Here is a 25,030-nt window from a genome sequence, read left to right on the forward strand (position 1 = left end):
GACTTCCCGGATTTGCCACTACCCCTACACCGGCCTATTGGGAGCAAACCAATGCAATAGGTCGGATATCATGAGCGCAGTGGAACGGCTTGATGACCAGCATGTCAATCGGCCCGCAATGAATGCCGCGGACATCCCGTCGATCGAGGCCGAGCTGATCGAAGAGCCCGCCAAGGGGCGCGCCAAGCTGCGGCCGCTGCTTGCGCTCGCGCCTTATGTGAGCCGCTATCGCGGCCGGGCGGCGCTGGCCTTCGTCGCGCTCACGGTCGCCGCGCTGACGACGCTGCTGGTGCCGATCGCGGTGCGAAGGATGATCGATTTCGGCCTGACGCCTGAGGGCATCGAGCTGATCAACAGCTACTTCTCGGTGATGCTCGCGGTGGTGGGCGTGCTCGCGCTCGCGAGCGCGGCGCGCTACTATCTCGTGATGACGATCGGCGAACGCATCGTCGCCGACCTCAGGCGCGACGTCTTCGCCCATCTGCTCTCGCTCTCCCCCGCCTTCTTCGATTCCGCCCGCAGCGGCGAATTGATCTCGCGGCTCACCGCCGACACGACCCAGCTCAAATCGGCCGTCGGCGCCTCGGTCTCGATCGCGTTGCGCAACCTGATGATGTTCCTGGGCGCCGCGGCGATGATGGTGATCACGAGCCCGAAGCTGTCCGGCTTCGTGCTGCTGGCCATTCCCTTGATCGTGCTGCCGCTGGTGGCCTTCGGGCGCTGGGTGCGGCGCCTGTCGCGCAATGCACAGGACACGCTCGCCGAAGCCTCGGCCTATGCCGGCGAGCTGGTCGGCGCGATCCGCACCGTCCAGGCCTATACCAGCGAGCAGTTTGCCGAGAAGCGTTTCGGCGGCGAGGTCGAACAGGCCTATGAAGCCGCGCGAACCTCGACCCAGGCCCGCTCCGTGCTCACGGCCATCATCATCTTCATCGTGTTCGCAAGCGTGGTCGCCATCCTCTGGATCGGCTCGCACGACGTGCTCTCCGGCGCGATTACGCCGGGCCGGCTCGGCCAGTTCGTGCTCTATGCCGTGTTCGCCGCGGCGGGCCTCGGCCAGCTCAGCGAGGTCTGGGGCGAGGTCTCGGCCGCCTCCGGCGCGGCCGAGCGCCTGTTCGAGATCCTGCACGTGAAGCCCGAGATCACAGCGCCCGCGGCGCCGCTTGCGCTGCCGGTGCCCGCGCGCGGCGAGGTCGGTTTCGATCAGGTCAGCTTCGCCTATCCGGCGCGGTCCGACGTCAAGGTGCTCGACGCCGTGTCGTTCACCGTGCGCCCCGGCGAGAAGGTCGCGATCGTCGGTCCCTCCGGCGCCGGCAAGAGCACGATCTTTCATCTTCTGCTGCGCTTCTACGATCCGCGCAGCGGGACGATCTCGCTCGACGGCGTGCCGGTCAGATCCGCCGACCCGCGCGATTTCCGCGCCCGCATCGCGCTGGTGCCGCAGGACTCGGTGGTGTTCGCCGCGACCGCCCGCGAGAACATCCGCTTCGGCCGGCCCGATGCGAGCGATGCCGAGGTCGAGCGTGCCGCCGAGCTCGCGCACGCCGCCGAGTTCATCCGCCGCCTGCCCGAAGGTTTCGAGACGGCGCTCGGCGAGCGCGGCGTGACGCTGTCCGGCGGCCAGCGCCAGCGAATTGCGATCGCGCGCGCCATCCTGCGCGATGCGCCGCTGCTGCTGCTGGACGAGGCCACGTCCGCGCTCGACGCCGAAAGCGAGACGCTGGTGCAGACCGCGCTGGAAGAGCTGATGCGCCACCGCACCACGCTCGTCATCGCGCATCGCCTCGCCACCGTGCTCTCCTGCGACCGCATCCTGGTGATGGACCAGGGCCGGATCGTCGAGCAGGGCACGCATGCCGAGCTCGTGGCGGCGAACGGACTCTATGCGAGGCTGGCGCGGCTGCAGTTCGAGGGGGCGTGAGAGGGGCAACGCTGGAGAGAACGCCTACGCCTTCCACACCATCTTCAGCACCGGCCGGCCCGAGGTCGGGTTCACGTCGTCGCCGGCATGGGCAAAGCCGTTGCGCTCGTAGAAGCGGATGGCGCGGGCATTGTCCTTGTTGACGAGCAGCGTGATTCCTCCCGGCGAGAGACGCTTGGCCTCGTCCACCAGCAGCCGCGCTGCATCCGAGCCCCAATGCTCCGGATCGACCACGAGCTGGTCGAGATAGCCTTCGCCATCGATCGTGACGAAACCGGTCAGCGCACCATCCTGCTCCGCCACCGCGATCGAGGCCTTCGGCACCAGGTCCTTGCGCCAGCGCTCGCGCCACCATTCCAGCCGTGCCGCGAAGTCGATCTGCGGATAGGCCTGCTGCCAGGTGCGATGCCAGAGCTCGATCGCCGCGGCTTCGTCCTCGGGTCGGTAAGGGCGGAGGTGAAGCGCAGAGATCATTGTTGGGCTCCGTCATTCCGGGGCGCCCAGAGGGCGAACCCGGAATCTCGAGATTCCGGGTTCGATGCTTCGCATCGCCCCGGAACGACTGCCACAAGCGACTCCACTACCGCTCCGTCAGCTTCAGCTCGATGCGGCGGTTGCGCTTGTAGGCCTCCTCGGTGTTCCCTGGATCGAGCGGCTGGAATTCGCCGAAGCCGGCCGCGACGAGACGCTGGGCGGGCACGCCGAGCGAGATGAGATATTGCACCACCGAGATCGAGCGCGCCGCGGACAGGTCCCAGTTCGACTTGAAGTTCGGGCCGTTGACCGGACGCACATCGGTATGGCCGTCGACGCGCAGCACCCAGGGGATCTCGCTCGGGATCTTCTTGTCGAGCTCGATCAGCGCAGTCGCCAGCGTGTCGAGCTCGGCGCGCCCCTCGGGCAGCAGCGTCGCTTGGCCGGTATCGAAGAACACTTCGGACTGGAACACGAAGCGGTCGCCGACGATGCGGATGTCGGGGCGGTTGCCGAGGATGGCGCGCAGGCGGCCGAAGAATTCGGAGCGGTAGCGCGACAATTCCTGCACGCGCTGCGCCAGGGCAACGTTCAGGCGAGAGCCCAGATCGGCAATTCGATTTTGCGATTCCTTGTCGCGCTTCTCGCTGGCATCCAGCGCCTCTTCCAGCGCCGCCAATTGCCGCCTGAGCGCGCTGATCTGCTGGTTCAACACCTCGATCTGCGCCAAGGCCCGCGCCGAGACCGCCTTCTCCGAGTCCAGCGCCTTGCCGAGTTCGGCGGTCTTGCCTTGCGCGTCGTTGCCGGCGGCGGCAAGGCCGTCATAGAGACCCTTGATGCGGTCGCGCTCGGACTCGGCCGAGGCGAGGCCCGCCCTCAATTGCGAGACCTGGTCGTCGAGGCTGAGCTTGCCGAGCTTTTCCAGCGACAGGAGCTCGTTGAGCTGGGCGATCTTGGCGTTGAGCTGTTCCAGCGCCTTGTCCTTGCCGGTGACCTCCTGCGACAGGAAGAACTGTACGACCAGAAACACCGACAGCAGGAACACGATCGACAGCACCAGCGTCGACAGCGCGTCGACGAAGCCGGGCCAGTAGTTGAAAGCGCCTTCGCTGCGGCGGCCGCGCGCTAGAGCCATTTACGTCTCTCCGTTTCTCTCGTGTCCCGGACGCGGTGCAGCGCCTTGGCGATGCGCCGCTGAGCCGGGACCCAGCGTTAGGTAGAAGATTCTGGGCCCCGGCTCAGCGATGCATCACCATAGCGTGTCGAAGACGCGCGTGGACGCGCTTCTGGTGCTGCATTGCGTCCGGGGCACGAAACCTCCGTCCTCGCCTCAGCTCTTCTCCGGCTGACGCGCGATGCGCTCCAGCAGGCGCCGGATCTCGCGGTTCTGCTCGCCCTGGCCGTCGGCCCATTCGCGGATCATCTGCTGCTCGGTGCGCATGTGCGAGACCAGCGCCTGGATCGCCTCGGCAAGGCTCGCCATCGCCGCCGTTGTGCCGCGGCTGGCGCTGCCTTCCTCGAACACGGAGCGCAGCCGTTCGACCGCGGCCTGGAGCTCGCCGCTGGCGACGCCGCCGCCTGCCGCAACCGGCGGCGCTTCGCCGTTGCCATATTCGCGCACGGTGGTGGCGAGCCAGTCTTCGAGGTCGGTGTAGAAGCGGTTCTGCGCCTGGCTCGATTGCAGGTCGAGGAAGCCGAGGATCAGGGAGCCGGCGAGGCCGAACAGCGAGCTGGAGAACGAGATCCCCATGCCGCCGAGCGGGGCGGCGAGGCCCTCCTTGAGCGTGTCGAACAGCGAGCCGGCGTCGCCGCCGACCTTGAGCCCGTCGATCACCTTGCCGACCGAGCCGACCGTCTCGATCAAGCCCCAGAAGGTGCCGAGCAGGCCGAGGAAGACAAGGAGGCCGGTCATATAGCGCGAGATGTCGCGGGCCTCGTCGAGGCGCGTCGCGATGGAATCGAGCAGATGCCGCATCGTGGTCTGGGTGATGGTCATCCGCCCGGAGCGCTCGCCGCCGAGGATCGCCGCCATCGGCGCCAGCAGCTTCGGGTGCCGGGCCGGTGCCAGGCCGGGGTCGGCGATACGGAAATTGTTGACCCAGGAGACTTCGGGATAGAGCCGGATGACCTGGCGGAAGGCCAGCACGATGCCGATGAACAGCACCGCCCCGATCAGGGCATTGAGCCCGGGATTGGCGAAGAAAGCTTGGATGATCTGCTTGTAGAGCACCACGCCAACCAGCGTGCACAGCACCAGGAAGACCAGCATCCGCACCAGGAAGACGCTGGGCGAGGACAGTTTCGTGTACTCGATATCCAAGGTGGAGCGGGAAGTCCCAGACGGCATGGTCGGTATCATCCGTTACGTAAGCTTGCTTGCGGTGCGCACTATGGCACAGCGCCCGCCCAAAAAAAGCGCCGGATGCGCCAATTTCGGGGACAGCCTGGGGAACCGGGGCCGGAAGCGGCGCTTTGATGAGCAGGTATCTGCAGAAGCTCACCATTCGGGAGGTGCATGAGCGTCGTTTCCGCGATCATCGGGAGTGCCGAACACGTGCCGCTGCCGGACGTGGTCATCCGTGCTGCGATCCAGCGCTTGTGCTCCCGCACGGCGAGCCGCCTGTCCGCGCTGGGCGCCGCCGATGACGCCGCCTTCGCAGGGCGGATGATGCTGCGGCCGATTGCCGAGGGTGCGGGGACCCGGCACGACGAGGCGCCTGCTTCCTTCTTCGCCGAGATGCTCGGCCCCAACCGCAAATTCTCCTCCTGCTTCTACAAGACCGACGCGAGCACCTTGCGGGAGGCGGAGGAGGAGGCGCTGCGCCAGACCGTCGAGCATGCCGGTCTTGCCGACGGCCAGGCCATCCTCGAGCTCGGTTGCGGCTGGGGCTCGCTGTCGCTGTGGATGGCGCGGCAGTTTCCTCATGCAAAGGTGACGGTGGTGTCGGGCTCGCAGGCGCAGTGCGCCCATGTCGAGGAGGAGGCGCGGCTCCGCGGACTCCTGAACCTGCGCGCGGTCACCGCGGACATGAACGTGTTCGCGCCCGAAGGCCAGTTCGACCGCATCGTCTCGATTGAGATGTTCGGGCAGATGACGAACTGGCGCAAGCTGATGACACGCGTGCGGTCATGGCTGGCGTCGGAGGGGCGGCTCTTTATGCAGGTCGCCACCCATCGCTCGGGCTCGCAGCTGTTCGACCGGCTCGATCGCAACGACTGGATCGCGCAGCATGTCTTTACGAGCGGGCTGATGCCGAGTCATCATCTCGTCAGGCAATTCGACGATATCCTTGCGATCGAGAAGGAATGGTGCTGGAGCGGTACGCATTACCAGCGCACCGCCAACGACTGGCTCGCCAATTTCGATGCGCATCGCGGCCCCATCGAGACGTCCTTGCGCAGGGTCTACGGCGAGGAGACTGCTCGTTGCATGCGTCGCTGGCGCTGGTTCCTCCTCGCAACATCCGGCCTGTTCGGCTACGCCGGTGGAACCGAATGGGGAATCAGCCATTATCGGCTGAAAGCCGCGGAGTGATTGCGGTGTTCGGTCGCAGCACGCGGCGGTGGAACTGGACTCACAATCCGGTGATTCGGAAAAAGGCTTCTGAAGTCAACGAGTTAGGTCGTGTGACAATGAGCCGCCTGCAACACGCGTTGCGTCGCAGCAAGTCCACTCTATTTTGACGGCATCGGCCGCGCGAACGGAGTCCAGGATGGGCCCATTGCGCGTGATCAGTATCAACAACATCGGGGCACTACACTTCATGTCAGGACTTCGTGCGCGATCGGCATGCGTTGCATTGATGCTCGCGGCCCTTGCGCCGCTTCTTGGTGCTTGCGACGAATCCAGCTCCGCCGTATCCGCCGCCCAGCCGGTTGCGCCTGACGTGAGCGTCGTCGTCGTCAAGCCGCAGCCGCGCGCCGTGGTGCGCGAACTGCCGGGCCGCATCGCGCCGACGCGCGTCTCCGATGTGCGGCCGCGCGTGTCCGGTATCGTGGTCCAGCGTCTGTTCCGCCAGGGCAGCGAGGTGAAGGCGGGCGATCCGCTCTACCGTATCGATCCGCGTCCCTTTGAGGTCGAGGTGTTGGCCAACGAGGCCGCGCTCGCCAAGGCCGAAGCGGCATTGATGCAGGCCAAACAGCAGGCGCATCGTATCGCCGCCCTCACCAAGGATCGCGCTGCCCCGGAAGCCGAGAACGAGAAGGCGATCGCGGCCGAACGTCAGGCCCATGCCGAGGTCGAGGGCCGCAAGGCCGAGCTCGCCCGGGCAAAACTCAATCTCGACTATGCCACCGTGCGCGCGCCGATCGACGGCGTGGTCGGTGCGGCGCTGGTCAGCGAGGGCGCGCTCGCCGTGCAGAACGAGACCAATCTCGCCACGATCCAGCAGCTCGATCCGATCTATGCCGACTTCACCCAGTCGGTGAATGAACTCAACCAGCTCCGCCGTGCCTTCGAGACCGGCGACCTCGAGCGCATCGCCGCCGATGCCGCCAAGGTGCGCCTGGTGCTCGACGACAACACCATCTATTCGCTCGATGGCAAGCTGCTGTTCTCCGACGCCAAGGTCGACGCCCACACCGGGCAGGTGACGTTGCGCGGCGAGTTCCCCAATCCCAGGCGCGAACTGCTGCCGGGCATGTATGTCCGGGTCCGCATCGACCAGGGTCTCGATTCCGACGCGATCGCGGTGCCGCAGCAGGCGGTCCAGCGCAATGGCGGCGGCGGCAGCGAGGTGTTCGTCGTCAAGGACGACAACCACATCGTGGTCCAGCCGGTGCGCACGGGATCGGTGCAGGAAGGACTCTGGTTCGTCACCGAAGGCCTGAAGGCCGGTGACAAGGTCGTGGTCGAAGGTTTCCAGAAATTCGCGGCCGGCGACAAGGTCAAGCCGCAATCCTGGTCGGAGGCGGAAGCGACCGCGGACAACCGGCACGCCCAGCAGCTCACGCGGTAACGCGCTATGCCGAGCTTCTTCATCGACAGGCCGATCTTCGCCTGGGTGGTCGCGCTGTTCATCTGCTTGATCGGCGCGATCGCGGTGCCGCTGCTGCCGATCGCGCAATATCCGATCATCGCGCCGCCCTCGATCTCGATCTCGACCAGTTATCCCGGTGCGTCGCCCGAAAACCTCTACAACAGCGTCACGCGGCTGATCGAGGAGGAGCTCAACGGCGCCTCCGGCATTCTCAATTTCGAATCGACCAGCGACTCGCTCGGCCAGGTCGAGATCATCGCCAATTTCCAGCCCGGCACCGATACCAACGACGCCTCGGTGGAAGTCCAGAACCGCATCAAGCGCGTCGAGGCGCGCCTGCCGCGCGCGGTGATGCAGCAGGGCATCCTGATCGAGGAAGCCTCCAGCGCGGTGCTTCAGATCATCACGCTGAGCTCGACCGACGGCAGCCTGGATGAGGTCGGCCTCGGCGACTTCATGATCCGCAACGTGCTGGGTGAGATCCGCCGCATTCCCGGCGTCGGTCGCGCCACGCTGTACTCGACCGAGCGCAGCTTGCGCGTCTGGGTCGATCCGGCCAAGCTCGTCGGCTATGGGCTGACCGCCGATGACGTCAACAAGGCCATCGCCGCGCAGAACGCGCAGGTGGCCTCCGGCAGCATCGGTGCCGAACCTTCGACGTCCAGCCAGCGCACCTCGACGCTGGTGCTGGTCAAGGGGCAACTCTCCTCGCCGGACGAATTCGGCGCCATCATCCTGCGCGCCAATGCCGACGGCTCGACCGTGCGCCTGCGCGATGTCGCGCGCGTCGAGGTCGGCGGGCTCAGCTACCAGTTCAACACGCGCCTCAACGGCAAGCCGACCGCGGGTCTGTCGGTGCTGATGTCGCCGACCGGCAATGCGCTGGCGACCGCGAGCGCGGTCGAAGCGAAGATGAAGGAGCTGTCGCGCTTCTTCCCGGCCAACATCACCTACGAGATCCCCTACAACATCACGCCTGTGGTCGAGGCCTCGATCAAGAAGGTGCTGACGACGCTGGTCGAAGCCGTGGTGCTGGTGTTCGTGGTGATGTTCCTGTTCCTCCAGAACATCCGCTACACCATCATTCCGACCATCGTGGTGCCGGTGGCGCTGTTGGGCGCCTGTTCCACGCTGCTGCTCGCCGGCTACTCCATCAACATGCTCTCGATGTTCGGCATGGTGCTTGCGGTCGGCATCCTCGTCGACGACGCCATCGTCGTGGTCGAGAACGTCGAACGCATCATGGCCGAGGAAGGCCTGCCGCCGAAGGAAGCCACGCGCAAGGCGATGTCGCAGATCACCGGCGCCATCATCGGCATCACCCTGGTGCTGATGGCGGTGTTCGTGCCGATGGCGTTCTTCCCGGGCTCGGTCGGCATCATCTACCGCCAGTTCTCCGTCACCATGGTCGCCGCGATCGGCTTCTCCGCCTTCCTCGCGCTGTCGCTGACGCCGGCGCTGTGTGCGACCCTGCTCAAGCCAATCGCCAAGGGGCACGGTCATTCCAGCAATTTCGTGTTCGGCTGGTTCAATCACATGCTGGAGGCCGCGCGGTTTCGCTACGCAGGTACGGTCGGCTTCTCGCTGAAGCGCACCGGGCGCCTGATGCTGGTCTATGCCGCGCTGCTGGTCGGCCTGTCCTGGGCCTTCGTCAGCCTGCCCGGCGGCTTCCTGCCCGTCGACGACCAGGGCTTCGTCACCACCGACGTGCAGACGCCGTCGGATTCGTCCTACGCCCGCACCGAGGCCGTGATCGAGAAGGTCGAAAAATATCTTGCCGCTCGGCCGGGCGTCAAAGATGTCACCTTCCTCACGGGCTTCAGCTTCTCCGGCCAGGGCATGAACACCGCGCAGGCCTTCATCACGCTGAAGGACTGGTCGGAGCGCGGACCCAAGGATTCCGCCGCGGCGATCGTCAACGACATCAACCGCGACCTCTCATCGATCCGCGACGCCAAGATCTCGGCGCTGCAGCCGCCGCCGATCGACAATCTCGGCAACTCCTCCGGATTCTCGTTCCGCCTCCAGGACCGCGGCCAGAAGGGCTATTCGGCCTTGATGCGCGCTGCCGACCAGCTGATCGCGGCGGCCAATGCGAGCCCGGTGCTTCAGAAGGTCTATATCGAAGGCCTGCCCGAGGCTGGCGTTGTCAATCTCATGATCGACCGCGAGAAGGCCGGCGCCTTCGGCGTCACCTTCGAGGACATCAACAACACGATCTCGACCAATCTCGGCTCGAACTACATCAACGACTTCCCGAACCGCGGCCGCATGCAGCGTGTCGTCGTGCAGGCCGACGCGCGCGACCGCATGCGGACCGAGGACATCCTCAACTACAACGTCAAGAACAGCCGCGGCCAGCTGGTGCCGTTCTCGTCCTTTGCCACGGTGGAATGGGCCCGCGGTCCGACGCAGATCGCCGGCTTCAACTATTATCCGGCGGTGCGCATCTCCGGCGAAGCAAGGCCCGGCTTCACCTCGGGCGATGCGATCGCCGAGATGGAGCAGCTTGCCGACAGACTGCCGCGCGGCTTCGGCTATGAATGGACCGGACAATCGCTCCAGGAAAAGCTCTCGGGCTCGCAGGCGCCGTTCCTGCTGGCGCTCTCGGTATTCGTGGTGTTCCTGTGCCTCGCCGCGCTGTACGAGAGCTGGACCATTCCGCTCGCGGTGCTGCTGACCGTGCCGCTCGGCATCGTCGGCGCCGTCGCCGCCGCCATGCTGCGCGGCCTGCCCAACGACGTCTACTTCACCGTCGGCCTGATCACCATCATCGGCCTCGCCGCGAAGGACGCGATCCTGATCATCGAGTTCGCGAAGGATCTGCGCAAGGAAGGCAAGCCGCTGGTGGAAGCCACCATCGAGGCCTGCCGCCTGCGCTTCCGCCCGATCCTGATGACCGGCCTCGCCTTCATCTGCGGCGTGCTGCCGATGGCGATCGCGCATGGTGCCGGCGGCGCCAGCCAGCAGGCGCTGGGTAGCATCGTGATGGGCGGCATGATCGCGGTGGTGATCCTGGCGCTCCTGATGGTGCCGGTGTTCTTCGTCTCGGTGCAGCGCGTGCTGGGCGGGGATCGGGAGCCGGCGGCGGCGAAGGACGGCAAGGCGTATGGGCCGCCGGCTCGGGCGCACACCGGCCACTGAGGCTTCTCTTCGTCATTCCGGGGCGTGCGAAGCACGAGCCCGGAATCCATCGTGCCGCAATCGCAGTCGATCCATGGATTTCGGGCTCGCGCCGGAGGCGCGTCCCGGAATGACGAGCGGAGCTTGCCTTCTCGGGTCCGTCGATCCAGACTACATCTCTGGATTGAAGGAACGTGCATTCGCCTTGCAGCGCGAATGCATGCCTCCCCATTGAGAGCACCTGATGCGTCTGACCGATATTGCGATTTCGAACTATCGCTCGATCCGGCGGCTCTCCCTACCAATCCACCCCCTGTCCGTCTTCGTGGGTGAGAATGGTGTCGGCAAATCCAATCTCTACAAGTCCTTGTCGCTGTTGCGCGACGCAGCGGCAGGTCGAATCACGCGCACGATCGCCGAAGAAGGCGGATTGAATTCGGTCTGCTGGTCAGGCATCCGCAAACGGGGCGAGGATGGACGACTGCGATTATCGGCCAGATTCGATCGCCTGAAATACTCTATTGAGATCGGATTTCCGAGCCCGGTTGCGGCAGCGTTTGGCGGCGAGCCGATGATCAAGGAAGAGAGTATCGAGGCGACGCAGGGCAAACGAACGGTTCTGCTGATGGAGCGGAAGAATTCGCACGTCAGCGTCCGCAGCGACAGCGGCGCATGGAGCAGCCACAAGGATGCTGTGCTGCCGTCCGAGCCGGCGCTTGCGGGCTTCTTCAACGGCAAGGAATGTCCTGAAATCGATTTGATCAGAAGCGCAATGCTGGGCTGGCGCTTCTATCACGACTTTCGCACCGATCCTGCGTCACCGATACGAAAGCCGTGCCTGGCGATCACCACGCCCTCGCTCGGTGCCGATGGAAGCGACTTGGCCGCGGCCCTGGCGACACTCTATACCATCAGGGAAGACGCAACGGACTTGCAGGACGCGATCCAGGATGCCTTCCCGGGCGCTGAGCTCCGCGCGTGGGAAAGAAACGGCTCGTGTGAATTCGACCTGCAACTCGAGGATATGCCACGTCCGTTTGGGGCGCATGAACTGTCCGACGGCACGCTGAAATACATTTGCCTGCTCGCCGTGTTCATGGGCTATCGGCTGCCGCCGTTCATCGCGCTGAACGAACCAGAGACCAGCCTGCATCCGTCCCTGCTGGCGCCGTTGGCCCGGCTGATCGTCAAGGCATCGGCCCGCGCCGACATCTGGATCGTCACCCACTCGGAGCAGTTGATGGAGGCCTTGCGAAACGAGAGCTCGGTCCCGCTTCGCCGGGTGATCAAGTCAAACGGCGCTACCATGATCGAGGGCCTGACCCTCGGCGGGGAATATCGGGACGAGGAAGCCGACGATGACGGCGCTTAGTTGTTGCAGATCGAGCCGCCGCGCTGCCGACCCAACGGGCTTCGGAAGGAGCAAGTGATCCATGAGGAGCGTGGCTGCCATCGCGATCGCTTACCTACTTACCGGCGCGGTCTACGTTTTGCTTGATTCCCGAAAGCCGATCGATAGGCAACCCAGCTATATCAAGTGGGGCGGCATAGGGGTCACACTGTTTATTATGCTCTACTGGCTTCCCGGAACGCTGTCTTCGGCCTGCCGGGGCGGCGTCTTGAGTGACCTAGCCGTTCCATGGATAATCTTTGCTGCCCTCACCGTCGCTGGGCTTTACGTCTCGAGCATATAGCGCGCCCCAGGCGGAGCATCCAGTATGCCACGGCCGTTCCGCATCCAACTGCCCTCTCTGAATATTGGATCATCCGCCTTCGCGGATGATGACAGCGTGGGGCGTGGTTCTCGCCCTACGCCGGCTTCCGCAAAATCTTCACCAATTCCCCGTGCACGAACTCATTCCCGCACACCACATGCCCGGTGACCAGCGCATCGCCCGGGGTGTCGATGTCGCTCACCGTGCCGCCGGCTTCCTTCACCATGATCTGCCCGGCGGCGATGTCCCAGGATTGCAGATTGCGCTCCCAATAGCCGTCGAGGCGGCCGGCGGCGACGAAGGCGAGGTCGAGCGAGGCGGCGCCGAAGCGGCGCAGGCCCGCGACGCGATTCTGGATCGCGGTCATCTCGCGGCGGAATTCCTCGTGGTCGCCGCGGCCGATATGGGGCAGGCCGCAGGCCACCACGCATTCGCTGAGCTGGCGGCGGCCGGCCACGCGCAAGCGCTGGTCGTTGAGGAAGGCGCCCTTGCCGCGCTCGGCGATGTAGAGCTCGTCATTGGCGGGGTTGTAGATCACGCCGGCGATGATCGTGCCTTCACGCGCGAGGCCGATCGAGATCGCGAATTGCGGAATGCCGTGCAGGAAATTGGTGGTGCCGTCGAGCGGATCGACGATCCAGGTATGGCTCTTGTCGGTGCCTTCGCGGGTGCCGCCCTCTTCGCCGATGAAGCCGTAGCCGGGCCTTGCCTTGGCGAGGTCCTGATAGAGGATCTCCTCGGCGCGCTTGTCGGCGAGCGAGACGAAATTCGCCGGCCCCTTCAGCGAGACCTGGAGATGCTCGATCTCGCCGAGATCGCGCTTGAGGCTGCGGCCGGCGCGGCGCGCGGCCTTGACCATGACGTTGATAGTGGCGGAATACAGCATGAGCTCTGGACTTGATCGGGGGCGGGGGATCAGGGGCAGGGACGGGACGTCGCGCCTGTTTGAGGGATTGGGTGCCCTGCGAGGGCGCTTGCGTCAAGTCATTGCGTCAAGTCATTTGGTCCCGAGCCATTTCTTGGCGGCGGCCTCAGCCTTGGCCCGCTCGTCGGCCGGCAGATCGTATAATTGCTTGTCGAGATCAGGGTCGCCCTTGCCGGCCGTTTTGGCCACCAGGTGCCATTTGAAGCCCTCGACCTTGTCCATGGCTGTGCCCACGCCGTTGATCAGCACCCATGCCAGCCGGTTCTGCGCGATCGCGCTGCCCTGGCGGGACGCCTTGCGGAGCAGGGCTACGGCCGCCGGCTGGTTCTTTGGTGTGCCGGTGCCGTTGAACATCGCGATCGCATATTCGACCTCGGCATCGACATTGTCGGCGAGCGAGGCGGCCTGGAGCAGCCGCACCGCGCGTTCCGGGTCCTTCGGCACACCGGTGCCTTCCTTGTAGAAGGTCGCGAGCGCATATTGCGCCTCGGGCAGGCCTGCATCGGCGGCCTGGCGCAGCAGCTCCGCCGAGCGCTTGACGTCCTGCGGCAGGGTCTGGCCGTCCAGATAGAGCAAGGCGAGGTTATAGGCAGCCTTGGGCTCGCCGAGCTTGGCGGCAGAGGCCATCAGCTTGACCGCCTCGCCCTTGTCGACCGGGCCGCCGCGGCCCGACATGCGCAGCATGGCGAGCGCGAACATCGCCTCGCGATCGCCGGAATCGGCGGCGCGCTTGTACCATTCGGCCGCCTTGGCGTAGTCGCGCCGGATGCCCATGGCGTTGGAATAGAGCTCGCCGAGCATGGTCATCGCCTTGGGATCGCCGGCTTGTGCACGGGCGGTGGCGAGCTCGAACGCCGTCTTGTACTGGCCGCGCTGGTAGGCGCCGTAGACAAGATCGACGTTGGGATCGTCGGTCGGCGGTGCGGGGATCACGGTCGCGGCCGGCTTGGGCGAGGGGGACGGCTTGGGCGAGGCCGAAGGTTTCGGCGCGGGAGCGGCCTCCTTCTTCTTGGTGATCGTGTGCGGCCTGGGCTTCTTTTTTTCGGCGGGAGCGTTCGGCGTTGCGGCCGGCGGCGTGATCTGGAGCTGCGCGGCCGCGGGCGCCGTGAGCAGCAGCGCGGCCAGCATGGTGATGTGCGGAAGCTTCATGTCGGGCGCTGGCCGTGCTCCTGACCCGCGGGCTCCTGGCTCGCAGGATCTTGGCCGGCAAGTGCCGTCGCATGGGCCTTCCTGATCGCAGCGTCGGCCTCGACCAGCGCCGCCTTGGGCCCGCGCGGATCGGCCCAGATGAAGTCGCCGACCAGCACGAAATCGGCGCCGCTGGCGGCGAAATCGTGGGCCTCTTCCAGTGACGTGGCAAAGCCGACGCAGGGCGGCTCGAACAGCTCGGCCCACCAGTCCAGCCGTTCGGCGATGGCCTGGGATGACGGGCGCTGGCCTTTCTCGTCGGGCTCGCCGAACAGCACATAGTCGGCGCCCATCTCGCCCGCGCTCATGGAATCGTGGCGCGTGGCGAGGCCGCCGACGCCGGCGATGCGATCGGGCTTGAGCGAGGGCGCCGCCTCTTCCAGCGCGGCAAGGCCGGTGAGGTGCGCGCCGTCGGCGCCGCCGCGCGCGACGATGTCAGGATGGCCGTCGACGAGGAGGGCTGCGCCTGCCTTCTGCACCGGCGGTGCCAACGCCTTGATGCGCGAGATCATGGTGCGCTGGTCGGTCTCCTTCAGCCGCAGCAGCACGGCCGCGACATCGGCCGAAGCGAGCAGGCCCGGCAAATCGGCGACGAGCCGCGCAGGGTCATCGACAATAGGCGTCGCGAGGTAGAGACGCGGCGCCGGGCGCGGCGGAGGCGGTTTGTTCGACAAGATCTAGGCTGCCTTCTGTTCCAGGCTGCTTTGCCATTCGCCCTTGGAGGCAAGGCCGTTCATCCGCGCGCGATGGCTGAAGGCGCGCTGTCCGGCCGCGACGTTCTCAGGCCTCCCGGACCAGGCCTTCTGCGGCGCGGCCTGGAGCGCGCGGCCGTAGGAGAAGGTCAGGCCCCAGGGCAGCGGGCCGAGCTTGTGCATGGCATTGAGATGCGCGGTCGCCTCCTCGTCGGACTGGCCGCCGGAGAGGAAAGCGATGCCGGGCACCGCTGCGGGCACGCAGGCCTTGAGCAGCCGGATCGTCTTCTCCGCGACCTCCTCGACGGAGGCCTGCTTCGGACACTTCTTGCCTGAGATTGCCATGTTCGGCTTCAGCACCATGCCTTCGAGCGCAACGCGCTGCACGCGCAATTCCTGGAAGGTCTTGTTGAGCACGCGGCTCGTCACCTCATAGCAGCGGTCGATGTCGTGGTCGCCGTCCATCAGCACTTCCGGCTCGACGATCGGCACGATCTGCGCGGCCTGGCACAGCGCGGCGTAGCGCGCCAGCGTGTGGGCGTTGACGCTGATCGCGGTCATCGAGGGAATGCCGCTGCCGATGTCGATCACCGCACGCCATTTGGCGAAACGCGCGCCGCGCTCGTAATATTTCTTCAGCCGCTCGGCGAGCCTGTCGAGCCCGACGGTCACCAGCTCGCCCGGGCACATCGGCAGGGCCTGCGTGCCCTCGTCGACCTTGATCCCAGGGATGGCGCCGCTCTGCTCGATCAGCCTGACCAGCGGCGTGCCGTCCTTGGCATCCTGCCAGATCGTCTCGTCATAGAGGATCACACCGGAGATGTACTGGCTCATGGCGTCCTTGGCGCGAAACAGCATCTCGCGATAGTCGCGGCGGTTCTGTTCCGTCGATTCCACGCCGATGGCGTCGAAGCGCTTCTTGATGGTGCCGGAGGATTCGTCGGCGGCAAGGATGCCCTTGCCTGATACGACCATGGCGGTGGCGATCCTGTTGAGCTCAGTCAGATTCATCGAGAGGTCCTCCCAAATCGATTCTGCCCTTGCCCGCAAAAATAGACCGTTCTCGGGCAATTGCCGAGTTAACGTTCGTCGCAGGGTAAAAGGGGAGGGAGATCGTGCGACAAGAGAGCCCGTCATTCCGGGATGCGCCGGAAGGCGCAGGCCCGGAATCCATAACCCCAGGCTGTGGTTATGGATTCCGGGCTCGCCGCTTTGCGGCGCCCCGGAATGACGGAGAGAGTGTGCGGGCCCTCGCGACTTTCGCGATCGCTTACGCCACCTTGGGGTCGAGCTCGCCCTTGGCGTAGCGCTTGGCCATCTCGGCGGTGGTCAGCACCCTCTTGATCTTGGAGGCCTGGCCGGCGGTATTGAACTCCTGGAGCCGCTGCTTGCACAGCTTGGTCATCGCTTCCATCGCCGGCTTCAAATATTTGCGCGGATCGAACTCTTCCGGATTGTCCTTGAGAACCTTGCGGATCTGGCCGGTCATCGCCATGCGGTTGTCGGTGTCGATGTTGATCTTGCGCACGCCGTTCTTGATGCCGCGCTGGATCTCGGCGACAGGCACGCCCCAGGTCGGCTTCATCTTGCCGCCATAGGCGTTGATGATGTCCTGGAGGTCCTGCGGCACCGACGAGGAGCCGTGCATGACGAGATGGGTGTTCGGCAGCTTGCGGTGGATCTCCTCGATCACGTTCATGGCGAGGATGTCGCCGTCGGGCTTGCGGGTAAATTTGTAAGCGCCGTGAGAAGTCCCCATCGCGATCGCGAGCGCGTCGACCTTGGTCTCCTGCACGAACTTCACGGCCTCGTCCGGATTGGTCAGGAGCTGGTCGTGGCTGAGCTTGCCCTCGGCGCCGTGGCCGTCTTCCTTGTCGCCCATGCCGGTTTCGAGCGAGCCGAGCACGCCGAGCTCGCCTTCCACCGAGATGCCGCCGAGATGGGCCATGTCGGTCACGGTCTTGGTGACGCCGACATTGTAGCCCCAGTCGCCGGGGGTCTTGCCGTCGGCCTTGAGCGAGCCGTCCATCATGACCGAGGTGAAGCCGGCCTGGATCGCGGTCATGCAGGTCGCCGGCTCGTTGCCGTGGTCGAGATGCACGCAGACCGGAATGTGCGGATAGATCTCGGTCACCGCGTCCATCATGTGCTTGAGCATGACGTCGTTGGCGTAGGAACGCGCGCCGCGCGAGGCCTGGATGATCACGGGCGCGTCGACCTGGTTGGCGGCGTCCATAATGGCCAGCGCCTGCTCCATGTTGTTGATGTTGAAGGCCGGTACGCCGTAATCGTTCTCCGCCGCGTGGTCGAGCAGTTGACGTAACGTGATCCGAGCCATCTGTCTTTTCTCCCGTTGGGGCCTGCAAGGCTGACTTGAAAGGCCGCTTGCTTACTTGATGCGCAGAACTTCGACGCCGGGCAGCGGCTTGCCTTCCATCCATTCGAGGAACGCGCCACCGGCGGTCGAGACATAGGTGAAGTCACCGGCCACATGGGCCTGGTTTAGTGCAGCGACAGTGTCGCCGCCGCCCGCGATCGAGACCAGCTTCTTCGCCTTGGTGCGCTCGGCGGCGTGCTTGGCGGCCGCGACCGTGCCGCGGTCGAACGGCTGCATCTCGAAGGCGCCCAGCGGTCCGTTCCAGACCAGGGTTGCCGCATCGTCGATCGCCGCGTGGACGCGGGCGACCGATTGCGGGCCGACATCGAGAATCATGCCGTCGGCCGGGATCGCATCGAGCCCATAGGCATGCGACGGCGCGTTGGCCGCGAAATGATAGGCGACGGTCGCATCCACGGGGAGGATGATGGCGCAGTTGGCCGCGTCCGCCTTCTCCATGATGCGCAACGCGGTCGGGGCGAGATCCTTCTCGGCCAGCGACTTGCCGATCGCGACGCCCTGGGCGTGCAGGAAGGTGTTAGCCATGCCGCCGCCGATCACGAGCGCGTCGACCTTGGTCACGAGATTTTCCAGGAGGTCGATCTTGGTCGAGACCTTGGCGCCGCCGATGATGGCGATCACCGGCTTGGTCGGGGACCCCAGCGCCTTCTCCAGCGCATCGAGCTCGGCCTGCATGGTGCGGCCGGCATAGGCCGGCAGCTTGTGGCCGAGGCCTTCGGTCGAGGCATGGGCGCGGTGCGCAGCCGAGAACGCGTCATTGACCCAGATGTCGCCGAGCTTGGCGAGCTCCGCGACGAAGGCGGGATCGTTCTTTTCCTCTTCCTTGTGGAAGCGGGTGTTTTCGAGACAGAGGATGTCGCCGTCCTCTAGGCCGGCCACGGCCTTTGCCGCGGGCTCGCCGATGCAATCATCGGCAAAGCCGACGGGCTTCTTCACGACCTTCGACAGCGCTTCCGCGACGGGCTTGAGCGAGTCCTTGGCATCGCGCCCCTTCGGCCGGCCGAAATGCGCGAGCAGGATGACCTTGCCGCCCTTGTCGGCGAGCTCGGTGATGGTCGGCGCCACGCGCTCGAGCCGCGTCGAGTCGGTGACGCGCCCATTCTCCATGGGCACGTTGAGGTCGACGCGCAGCAGCACGCGCTTGCCCTTCACGTCGACGTCGTCGAGGGTGCGGAATTTGTTGGTCATCGGACGCTCTCTCTTGTCCCGGGCGCTGCGCAGCGCGGAGCGGTGCGCTGCAGAACCGGGACCCACGTGACAGCGAGTCCCGCGGTTGAATGGGTCCCGGCTCTGCGGAGCAGCGCAAGCGCGCTGCACCGCGTCCGGGACACGAGACCCTGCTCAGATCACCTTCGCCATCGCGACGGCGGTGTCCGCCATGCGGTTCGAGAAGCCCCACTCGTTGTCGTACCAGGACATCACGCGCACCAGCGTGCCGTTCTGCACCTTGGTCTGGTCCTCGTGGAAGGTCGAGGAGTGCGGATCGTGGTTGAAGTCGATCGAGACGTTCGGCGCGCTGGTGTAGCCGAGGATGCCCTTGAGCTGCTGCTCGCTGGCGCGCTTCATCGCCGCGTTGATCTCCTTGGCGTCGGTGGCGCGCTTGGCGACGATCTTGAGGTCGACCACCGAGACGTTCGGGGTCGGCACGCGGATCGCGACGCCGTCGAGCTTGCCCTTCAGCTCGGGCAGCACGAGGCCGATCGCCTTCGCAGCACCGGTCGAGGTCGGGATCATCGACATCGCAGCGGCGCGGCCGCGGTAGAGATCCTTGTGCAGCGTGTCCAGCGTCGGCTGGTCGCCGGTATAGGCGTGGATCGTGGTCATGAAGCCGGTCTCGATCCCGACGAGATCGTTCAGCACCTTGGCGACGGGCGCGAGGCAGTTCGTCGTGCAGGAGCCGTTGGAGACGACCAGATGATCCTTGGTCAGGGTGTCGTGGTTGACGCCGTAGACGATGGTGGCATCGGCGCCGTCGGCCGGCGCGGACACCAGCACGCGCTTGGCGCCGGCGGTCAGATGCGCGGAGGCCTTGTCCTTCGAGGTGAAGATGCCGGTGCATTCCAGCGCGATGTCGACGCCGAGGTCCTTCCAGGGCAGCTTCGCGGGATCGCGCTCGGCGGTCACCTTGATCTTGCCGCCGCCGAGGTTGATCGAGTCGCCGTCGACGGTGACGGTGCCGGGGAAGCGGCCATGGACGCTGTCGAAACGGAGCAGATGGGCGTTGGTCTCGACCGGGCCGAGATCGTTGATGCCCACGACCTCGATGTCCTTGCGGCCTGACTCCGCGATAGCCCGCAGGACGTTGCGGCCGATGCGGCCAAAACCGTTGATTCCGACGCGGACTGCCATGTTTCGTCTCCTTCAATGACCGTTGTCATCCCGCACAACGCGCTTTCGTGCGCCTGCGAGGGTTTTTTAGGGGCGGGCGCCCGGTTCGGCCGGGCGGTGCTTGATCATATGGAAGACTAGGTAGTCCTTTTTTGGGGCAAGCTCAACTCTCAGGAAATGCGCTTCAGCACAGCGTTAACCGCGGCCTCGGCGGTAATCCCGAAATGCTTGTAAAGCTCCTTGGCGGGACCGCTTTCGCCGAAGGAATGCATGCCGATGAATTCGCCGTCCTGGCCGATCACGGCGTCCCAGCCCCAGCGCACGGCGGCCTCGATCGCGATCTTGACCGGCGCGTTGCCGATGATTGCGGCACGCTTGGCCTCTGGTTGCGCTAACAGCAGCTCGAGCGAGGGAACGGAGACAACGCGTGACGCGACGCCGCGTTCCGCGAGCTGCTTCTGGGCCGCGACCGCGATCTCGACCTCGGAGCCGGAGGCGAACAGCGTCGCCTTGGCTTCGCCCTGGGCCGCGACCAGCTCATAGGCGCCGGCTGCGCAGGGATTGTCATTCGGTGCGGTGGTCCGCAGCTGCGGCAGGTTCTGCCGCGTCAGCGCCAGCACGGTGGGTCCGTCGACGCGGTTAAGCGCGAGCTCCCAGCATTCTGCGACCTCGATGGAATCGCACGGGCGGAACACGCGCATGTTCGGAATGGCGCGAAGCGCGGCGAGATGCTCGACCGGCTGATGCGTCGGCCCGTCCTCGCCGAGGCCGATGGAATCGTGCGTCATCACATAGACGACGCCGGTGCCCATCAGCGCGGCGAGGCGCATCGCGGGACGTGCGTAATCGGTGAACACCAGGAAGGTCGCGCCGTTCGGCGCGAAGCCGCCGTGCAGGAAGATGCCGTTCATCGCGGCGCACATGCCGTGCTCACGGATGCCGTAATGGATGAAGCGGCCCTTCGGCGTCTTGGCCGAGAACGCGGTCGCCGACTTGGCCTTGTTGTTGTTGGAGCCGGTGAGATCGGCGGAGCCGGCGAGGAATTCCATCGGCATCGCGGCAGCGATCACCTCGATCGCAGCCTCCGACGATTTGCGCGTCGCCGCCGTCAGCGGCTTCTCCAGCAGCTCCTTCTTGTGCGCCTTCAGCGCCTTGGCCAGCGAGGCCGGACGCTCATGACGCAGGCGCCGCTCGAACTCGGCGCGCTTGCGGCTGCCGAGCTCACTGATCCGTGCTTCCCATTCCTGACGTGCGGCTGCGCCACGGCTGCCGGCCGCGCGCCACGCCTTCAGCACGTCGTCGGGCACCGAGAACGGCTCGAGCGCGATGCCGAGATTTTCCTTGGCGGCCTTGAGCTCGTCGGCCCCTAGCGCCTCGCCATGAACCTTCGAGGTGCCTTGCTTGTGCGGCGCGCCGAAGCCGATGGTGGTGCGGCAGGCGATCAGCGTCGGCTTGTTCGATTTTTGCGCGCGGGTGATGGCGGCGGCAATGGCGGCCTGATCCTGGCCGTCGATCTTCTCGGCGGCCCAGCCCGCCGACTTGAAGCGCTTCACCTGGTCGACGGAATCGGAGATCGAGGTCGGGCCGTCGATCGAGATGCCGTTGTCGTCGTAGAGCACGATCAGCTTGTTGAGCTTCCAGTGCCCGGCCATCGCGATTGCTTCCTGCGACACGCCTTCCATCAGGTCGCCGTCGGAGGCGAGCACATAGGTGTGGTGGTCGACGATCTTCTTGCCGAATTCGGCCGCCAGCATCTTCTCGGCGAGCGCCATGCCGACCGCGGTCGAGATGCCCTGGCCGAGCGGCCCGGTGGTGGTCTCGATGCCCCTGGTGCGGAAATTCTCGGGATGCCCGGGGGTGAGCGAGTCGACCTGGCGGAACTGCTTGATCTGGTCCAGCGTCATCTCGGTATTGCCGGTCAAATACAGCAGCGAATAGAGCAGCATCGAGCCGTGGCCGGCGGAGAGCACGAAGCGGTCGCGGTCCGGCCAGGCCGGCGCCGCGGCGTCGAATTTCAGGAACTGCGTGAACAGCACCGTGGCGATGTCGGCGGCACCCATCGGCAGGCCGGGATGGCCCGATTTCGCCTTCTCGACAGCGTCCATCGATAGGCCGCGGATCGCGTTGGCCATACGGGTGTGATCGACCTGCGTCATGTCTGAAATCCGTCTGAAATGAGGCGCTTGGCGATGTATGCCCGCGCGGGAAGAAGCCTGGCGGCCACTGAAGGTTGGCGCTGGGATAGCACCTCGGTTCCGGGAGTCCAAGGCGGTCAAACGCCGGTTTGGCCGTAAAAGTTGCCGGTCGAGATCAGTTTTCCGCCGGGATCGTGCAGGAAGGAATCGATCGATCGCAACCGCGTCCCGATTGATCGGTGCATAGTTTTGCGGCGGCGTTGCGCTGGGCTAGCTTGCCACGTAAATTTCTGCTTCTAACCGCTTGCCGAACCGAGTCTTTTGCCGGACGGCAAGCTCCAGGGAAAGGCCACTGGGCAAAGGCCGCCAGGTTCCGCCGCTGACTGCATGAACGATCGCGTGTCCAATAGCTCCGCCATGACGGAATCATCCGCCGTCGAGATCGAGATTGCGACCCGCAGGCTCACGGCGGCGCTCGACGCACTCGAAAGCGCGGTCGAGCGGCGACGCGATGCCGATCGCGACGAGAACGAGCTCGCGGCGCGGATCCAGGCGCTCGGCGCGGATCGCTCGCGACTTGCCGACGAGCTCGACGGCGCGCTGGTGAAGGCGCGCAAGCTCGAGCGCACCAATCGCGAGATTTCCGACCGGCTGGATTCCGCAATCGTCACGATACGCTCGGTGCTCGATACCGGAGAGGACGGATGAGCCACATCAACGTCACCATCAACGGCCGGCAATACCGCATGGCCTGCGAGGAGGGCCAGGAGGTGCGGCTGCTCAAGCTCGCCGAGAGCCTGGAGACACGCATCCAGTCGCTGCGCGGAAAATTCGGCGAGATCGGCGATGCGCGCCTCACCGTGATGGCGGCGCTGACCGTGTGCGACGAGTTGATCGACGCCGGCAACCGCATCCGCACCATGGAGCAGGAGCTGGTCGAGCTCCGGGACTTCCGCAACGCCGCCGTCGAGCGCGCCCGGATGACGCAGACTGCGGTGGTGAACGCGCTCAACGCCGCAGCCGAACGCATCGAGAAGTCGACCCAGGTGCTGAACCGCACCGTCGGTGGCGGCATCGCGATCGGGTAGGGACCGCAGAAGAGGTTGCCTATTGTTGTAGTCGGTTTGGCCGCGGGCGACGCGCCTCTCCCGCTTGCGGGAGAGGTCGGCGCGTCCGGGCGATGCGCAGCATCGTCCCGCGCGCCGGGTGAGGGTTCTCTCCTCTAGGGGATTGTCCCGTCGCGGAGACACCCCAACCCTCCCCCGCAAGCGGGGGAGGGAGCACACTTCCGCCGTGGCTCGGCCGAAGCTCGCTTTTTACCGCACTGGCACTTCCTCACTATCGTTGTTACATTGCCCAAGCGAGGCTGCGACGTGCGTCAGGAGCCATATATCCCCGGGGCCTTATCGATCCTTTAGGGAACTGTCCCTGGCCGGGCCCGTGGGCCCGGACATATGGTGCCCACCTACTTTCGTAGGGAACTCCGGGATCGAGTGCTTCAACGGCGTTCGCGGCTTCGTACTTTTGTTTGCTTGGTTTGTGCTTGTTGAAACGACTGCCGCCAATTCAACAGGTGTCATTCCCCGCGAAAGCGGGGAATCCAGTACGCCGCGGCCCTTGTGTGAATCACCACCGCCTCTGGAATACTGGATCACCCGCGTTCGCGGGTGATGACGTGGGGACCGAAGCACATGCCCAACACCAAAGCCGAGCTCCGTGCCAAGGCCCTCGCCAGGCGCGACGCGCTGAGCGAGAAGAAACGCATCGCTGCGGCCGCAAAGCTCGCCAAGCGCGGGTTGCCGTTCGAGCTGCTGCCCGGCAGCATCGTCTCCGGCTATTCGCCGATCCGCAACGAGATCGATCCGATGCCGTTGATGCGGAAGCTCGCCGAGCAGGGCGCGAAGCTGGCGCTGCCTTGCGTCACCGCGCGCGGCCAGTCGCTGATCTTCCGCATCTTCCATCCGAACGACCGCCTGATGCTCGGCCCGCTCGGCATTCCCGAGCCGTCGCCGGCAGCAAGCGAAGTGATCCCCGACATCATGCTGACACCGCTTGCGGCCTTCGACCGTCTCGGCCATCGCATCGGCTATGGCGCCGGCCATTACGATTTCACCTTCGCGCATTTGCGCAAGACCAAGCAAATCATCGGCATCGGGCTTGCCTTTGCGGTGCAGGAGATCGAGGCGGTTCCGGCACTATCCCACGACGTCGCGCTGGATTATGTGCTAACGGAATCGGACGTGTTCGATTTCCGGAGTTCTGAAGTTGCGCATTCTCTTCGTGGGTGATGTCGTCGGCCGTAGCGGGCGCGAGGCCATCGCCGAATATCTGCCCGGCATGGTCAAGGACTGGTCGCTCGATTTCGTCGTCGTCAACGGCGAGAATTCCGCCGGCGGCTTCGGCATCACGGAAGCGATCTACCAGGAGTTTCTCGAGGCCGGCGCCGACGCGGTGACGCTCGGCAATCATTCCTGGGACCAGCGCGAGGCCCTCGTCTTCATCGAGCGCGCCGACCGCCTGGTGCGCCCCGCCAACTATCCGCGCGGCACGCCCGGCCGCGGCGCCGCCCTGGTCGAGACCAAGAACGGCCGGCATGCCCTCGTCGTCAACGCTCTGGGCCGCGTCTTCATGACCCCGTTCGACGATCCCTTCGCGGCGCTGGAGCGCGAGCTCGGGGCCTGCCCGCTCGGCGTTGCCGCGGACGCCATTGTCGTCGATTTTCATTGCGAGGCGAGCAGCGAGAAGCAGGGCATCGGCTTCTTCTGCGACGGCCGCGCCAGCCTCGTCGTCGGCACCCACACCCATGTGCCGACCGCCGACCACCAGATCCTGTCAGGCGGCACCGCCTACATGACCGACGCCGGCATGACCGGCGACTACGATTCCATCATCGGCATGCAGAAGGAAGAACCGCTGCGCCGGTTCACCACGGGGATTCCGTCGGGCCGCTTCGAGCCGGCAGCCGGTGCGGCAACGCTCAGCGCCGTCGCCGTGGAGACGGATGACGCGACGGGGCTCGCGCTGAAGATTGCACCGGTGCGCGTGGGCGGCCGGCTGGAGCCGGCGACGCCAAGATTCTGGCTGAGCTGAAGAACCACGCTCCACGCCAGGTGTCGTCCCCGCGAAGGCGGGGACCCATAACCCCAGGGAGA

The 25,030-nt window shown here is 65.6% G+C and carries 20 protein-coding genes and 1 other RNA gene; 10 read left to right on the forward strand and 11 right to left on the reverse strand.

Annotated elements, in window-relative coordinates; genetic code table 11:
* The first annotated feature begins 70 nt into the window (after nucleotides 1–70).
* A complete protein-coding gene (locus tag H1B27_RS02845) occupies nucleotides 71–1,921 on the forward strand; it encodes an ABC transporter ATP-binding protein/permease (protein ID WP_197964914.1) in 1,851 nt (616 codons plus the stop codon).
* 24 nt (nucleotides 1,922–1,945) lie between these two features.
* Here the strand turns inward: H1B27_RS02845 and H1B27_RS02850 are convergent, their stop codons facing one another.
* From H1B27_RS02850 to H1B27_RS02860, 3 genes are all read right to left on the reverse strand, one after another.
* Nucleotides 1,946–2,392, reverse strand: coding sequence for a GNAT family N-acetyltransferase (locus H1B27_RS02850; RefSeq protein ID WP_197964949.1), 447 nt, complete (start codon nucleotides 2,390–2,392; stop codon nucleotides 1,946–1,948).
* A 109-nt stretch (nucleotides 2,393–2,501) separates the two neighbouring features.
* Nucleotides 2,502–3,530 carry a peptidoglycan -binding protein gene (locus H1B27_RS02855; RefSeq protein WP_061880929.1) on the reverse strand — a complete coding sequence of 343 codons (1,029 nt, stop codon included), beginning with the start codon at nucleotides 3,528–3,530 and terminating at the stop codon, nucleotides 2,502–2,504.
* A 195-nt stretch (nucleotides 3,531–3,725) separates the two neighbouring features.
* Nucleotides 3,726–4,742: a hypothetical protein gene (locus tag H1B27_RS02860; protein ID WP_061880928.1), complete on the reverse strand. Its 1,017-nt coding sequence runs from the start codon at nucleotides 4,740–4,742 to the stop codon at nucleotides 3,726–3,728.
* A 168-nt stretch (nucleotides 4,743–4,910) separates the two neighbouring features.
* On the opposite strand from H1B27_RS02860, the gene H1B27_RS02865 reads away from it, so the two are divergent.
* The 4 genes from H1B27_RS02865 (at nucleotide 4,911) to H1B27_RS02880 (ending at nucleotide 11,869) form a co-directional block, all read left to right on the forward strand.
* Entirely contained in the window at nucleotides 4,911–5,930 is a 1,020-nt protein-coding gene (locus H1B27_RS02865) for an SAM-dependent methyltransferase (RefSeq protein WP_197964915.1), read from the forward strand.
* A 229-nt stretch (nucleotides 5,931–6,159) separates the two neighbouring features.
* Nucleotides 6,160–7,353, forward strand: a complete 1,194-nt coding sequence (locus H1B27_RS02870; RefSeq protein WP_197964950.1) for an efflux RND transporter periplasmic adaptor subunit — start codon at nucleotides 6,160–6,162, stop codon at nucleotides 7,351–7,353.
* 6 nt (nucleotides 7,354–7,359) lie between these two features.
* On the forward strand, nucleotides 7,360–10,518 hold the full coding sequence (locus H1B27_RS02875) for a multidrug efflux RND transporter permease subunit (protein WP_197964916.1): 3,159 nt from the start codon (nucleotides 7,360–7,362) through the stop codon (nucleotides 10,516–10,518).
* A gap of 223 nt (nucleotides 10,519–10,741) precedes the next feature.
* Complete coding sequence (locus H1B27_RS02880; RefSeq protein WP_197964917.1) at nucleotides 10,742–11,869, forward strand: AAA family ATPase; 1,128 nt, start codon at nucleotides 10,742–10,744, stop codon at nucleotides 11,867–11,869.
* Between the two features lie 437 nt (nucleotides 11,870–12,306).
* Here the strand turns inward: H1B27_RS02880 and H1B27_RS02885 are convergent, their stop codons facing one another.
* The 8 genes from H1B27_RS02885 to tkt all read right to left on the reverse strand — a co-directional run bounded on the left by H1B27_RS02885 (nucleotide 12,307) and on the right by tkt (nucleotide 21,899).
* The gene (locus H1B27_RS02885; RefSeq protein WP_197964918.1) at nucleotides 12,307–13,098 is read right to left on the reverse strand and encodes an inositol monophosphatase family protein; all 792 of its coding nucleotides are present in this window, start codon (nucleotides 13,096–13,098) and stop codon (nucleotides 12,307–12,309) included.
* A 111-nt stretch (nucleotides 13,099–13,209) separates the two neighbouring features.
* Entirely contained in the window at nucleotides 13,210–14,286 is a 1,077-nt protein-coding gene (locus H1B27_RS02890) for a tetratricopeptide repeat protein (RefSeq protein ID WP_197964919.1), read from the reverse strand.
* Complete coding sequence (locus H1B27_RS02895) at nucleotides 14,283–14,999, reverse strand: thiamine phosphate synthase (RefSeq protein ID WP_197964920.1); 717 nt, start codon at nucleotides 14,997–14,999, stop codon at nucleotides 14,283–14,285. Before H1B27_RS02895 ends, H1B27_RS02890 begins: the two co-directional genes overlap by 4 nt.
* A 3-nt stretch (nucleotides 15,000–15,002) precedes the next feature.
* Nucleotides 15,003–16,028 carry a class I fructose-bisphosphate aldolase gene (locus H1B27_RS02900; RefSeq protein ID WP_197964921.1) on the reverse strand — a complete coding sequence of 342 codons (1,026 nt, stop codon included), beginning with the start codon at nucleotides 16,026–16,028 and terminating at the stop codon, nucleotides 15,003–15,005.
* 259 nt (nucleotides 16,029–16,287) lie between these two features.
* Nucleotides 16,288–17,355, reverse strand: a complete 1,068-nt coding sequence (gene fba / locus H1B27_RS02905) for a class II fructose-bisphosphate aldolase (protein WP_197964922.1) — start codon at nucleotides 17,353–17,355, stop codon at nucleotides 16,288–16,290.
* 51 nt (nucleotides 17,356–17,406) lie between these two features.
* Nucleotides 17,407–18,603 (reverse strand): phosphoglycerate kinase, encoded by a 1,197-nt coding sequence (locus tag H1B27_RS02910; RefSeq protein WP_197964923.1) that lies wholly within the window; start codon nucleotides 18,601–18,603, stop codon nucleotides 17,407–17,409.
* Nucleotides 18,604–18,756: 153 nt separating this feature from the next.
* Nucleotides 18,757–19,764: a type I glyceraldehyde-3-phosphate dehydrogenase gene (gap, locus tag H1B27_RS02915; RefSeq protein WP_061880918.1), complete on the reverse strand. Its 1,008-nt coding sequence runs from the start codon at nucleotides 19,762–19,764 to the stop codon at nucleotides 18,757–18,759.
* Between the two features lie 149 nt (nucleotides 19,765–19,913).
* Complete coding sequence (tkt, locus tag H1B27_RS02920) at nucleotides 19,914–21,899, reverse strand: transketolase (protein ID WP_197964924.1); 1,986 nt, start codon at nucleotides 21,897–21,899, stop codon at nucleotides 19,914–19,916.
* A 366-nt stretch (nucleotides 21,900–22,265) separates the two neighbouring features.
* Between tkt and H1B27_RS02925 the strand changes: the two genes are divergently transcribed.
* The 5 genes from H1B27_RS02925 to H1B27_RS02945 all read left to right on the forward strand — a co-directional run bounded on the left by H1B27_RS02925 (nucleotide 22,266) and on the right by H1B27_RS02945 (nucleotide 24,968).
* Nucleotides 22,266–22,586, forward strand: coding sequence for a DUF4164 domain-containing protein (locus H1B27_RS02925; protein WP_014439722.1), 321 nt, complete (start codon nucleotides 22,266–22,268; stop codon nucleotides 22,584–22,586).
* Nucleotides 22,583–22,966, forward strand: a complete 384-nt coding sequence (locus H1B27_RS02930; RefSeq protein WP_028182480.1) for a cell division protein ZapA — start codon at nucleotides 22,583–22,585, stop codon at nucleotides 22,964–22,966. The genes H1B27_RS02925 and H1B27_RS02930 overlap by 4 nt, the downstream gene beginning before the upstream one ends.
* Before the next feature lie 272 nt (nucleotides 22,967–23,238).
* A non-coding RNA gene (gene ssrS / locus H1B27_RS02935) (6S RNA) lies at nucleotides 23,239–23,399 on the forward strand.
* A gap of 170 nt (nucleotides 23,400–23,569) precedes the next feature.
* Nucleotides 23,570–24,166: a 5-formyltetrahydrofolate cyclo-ligase gene (locus tag H1B27_RS02940; protein WP_197964925.1), complete on the forward strand. Its 597-nt coding sequence runs from the start codon at nucleotides 23,570–23,572 to the stop codon at nucleotides 24,164–24,166.
* Nucleotides 24,144–24,968 (forward strand): TIGR00282 family metallophosphoesterase, encoded by an 825-nt coding sequence (locus tag H1B27_RS02945; protein ID WP_197964926.1) that lies wholly within the window; start codon nucleotides 24,144–24,146, stop codon nucleotides 24,966–24,968. The genes H1B27_RS02940 and H1B27_RS02945 overlap by 23 nt, the downstream gene beginning before the upstream one ends.
* The last annotated feature ends 62 nt before the right edge of the window (nucleotides 24,969–25,030 follow it).

This window comes from Bradyrhizobium diversitatis (assembly GCF_016031635.1).
In the GTDB taxonomy this organism is placed as follows: domain Bacteria; phylum Pseudomonadota; class Alphaproteobacteria; order Rhizobiales; family Xanthobacteraceae; genus Bradyrhizobium; species Bradyrhizobium diversitatis.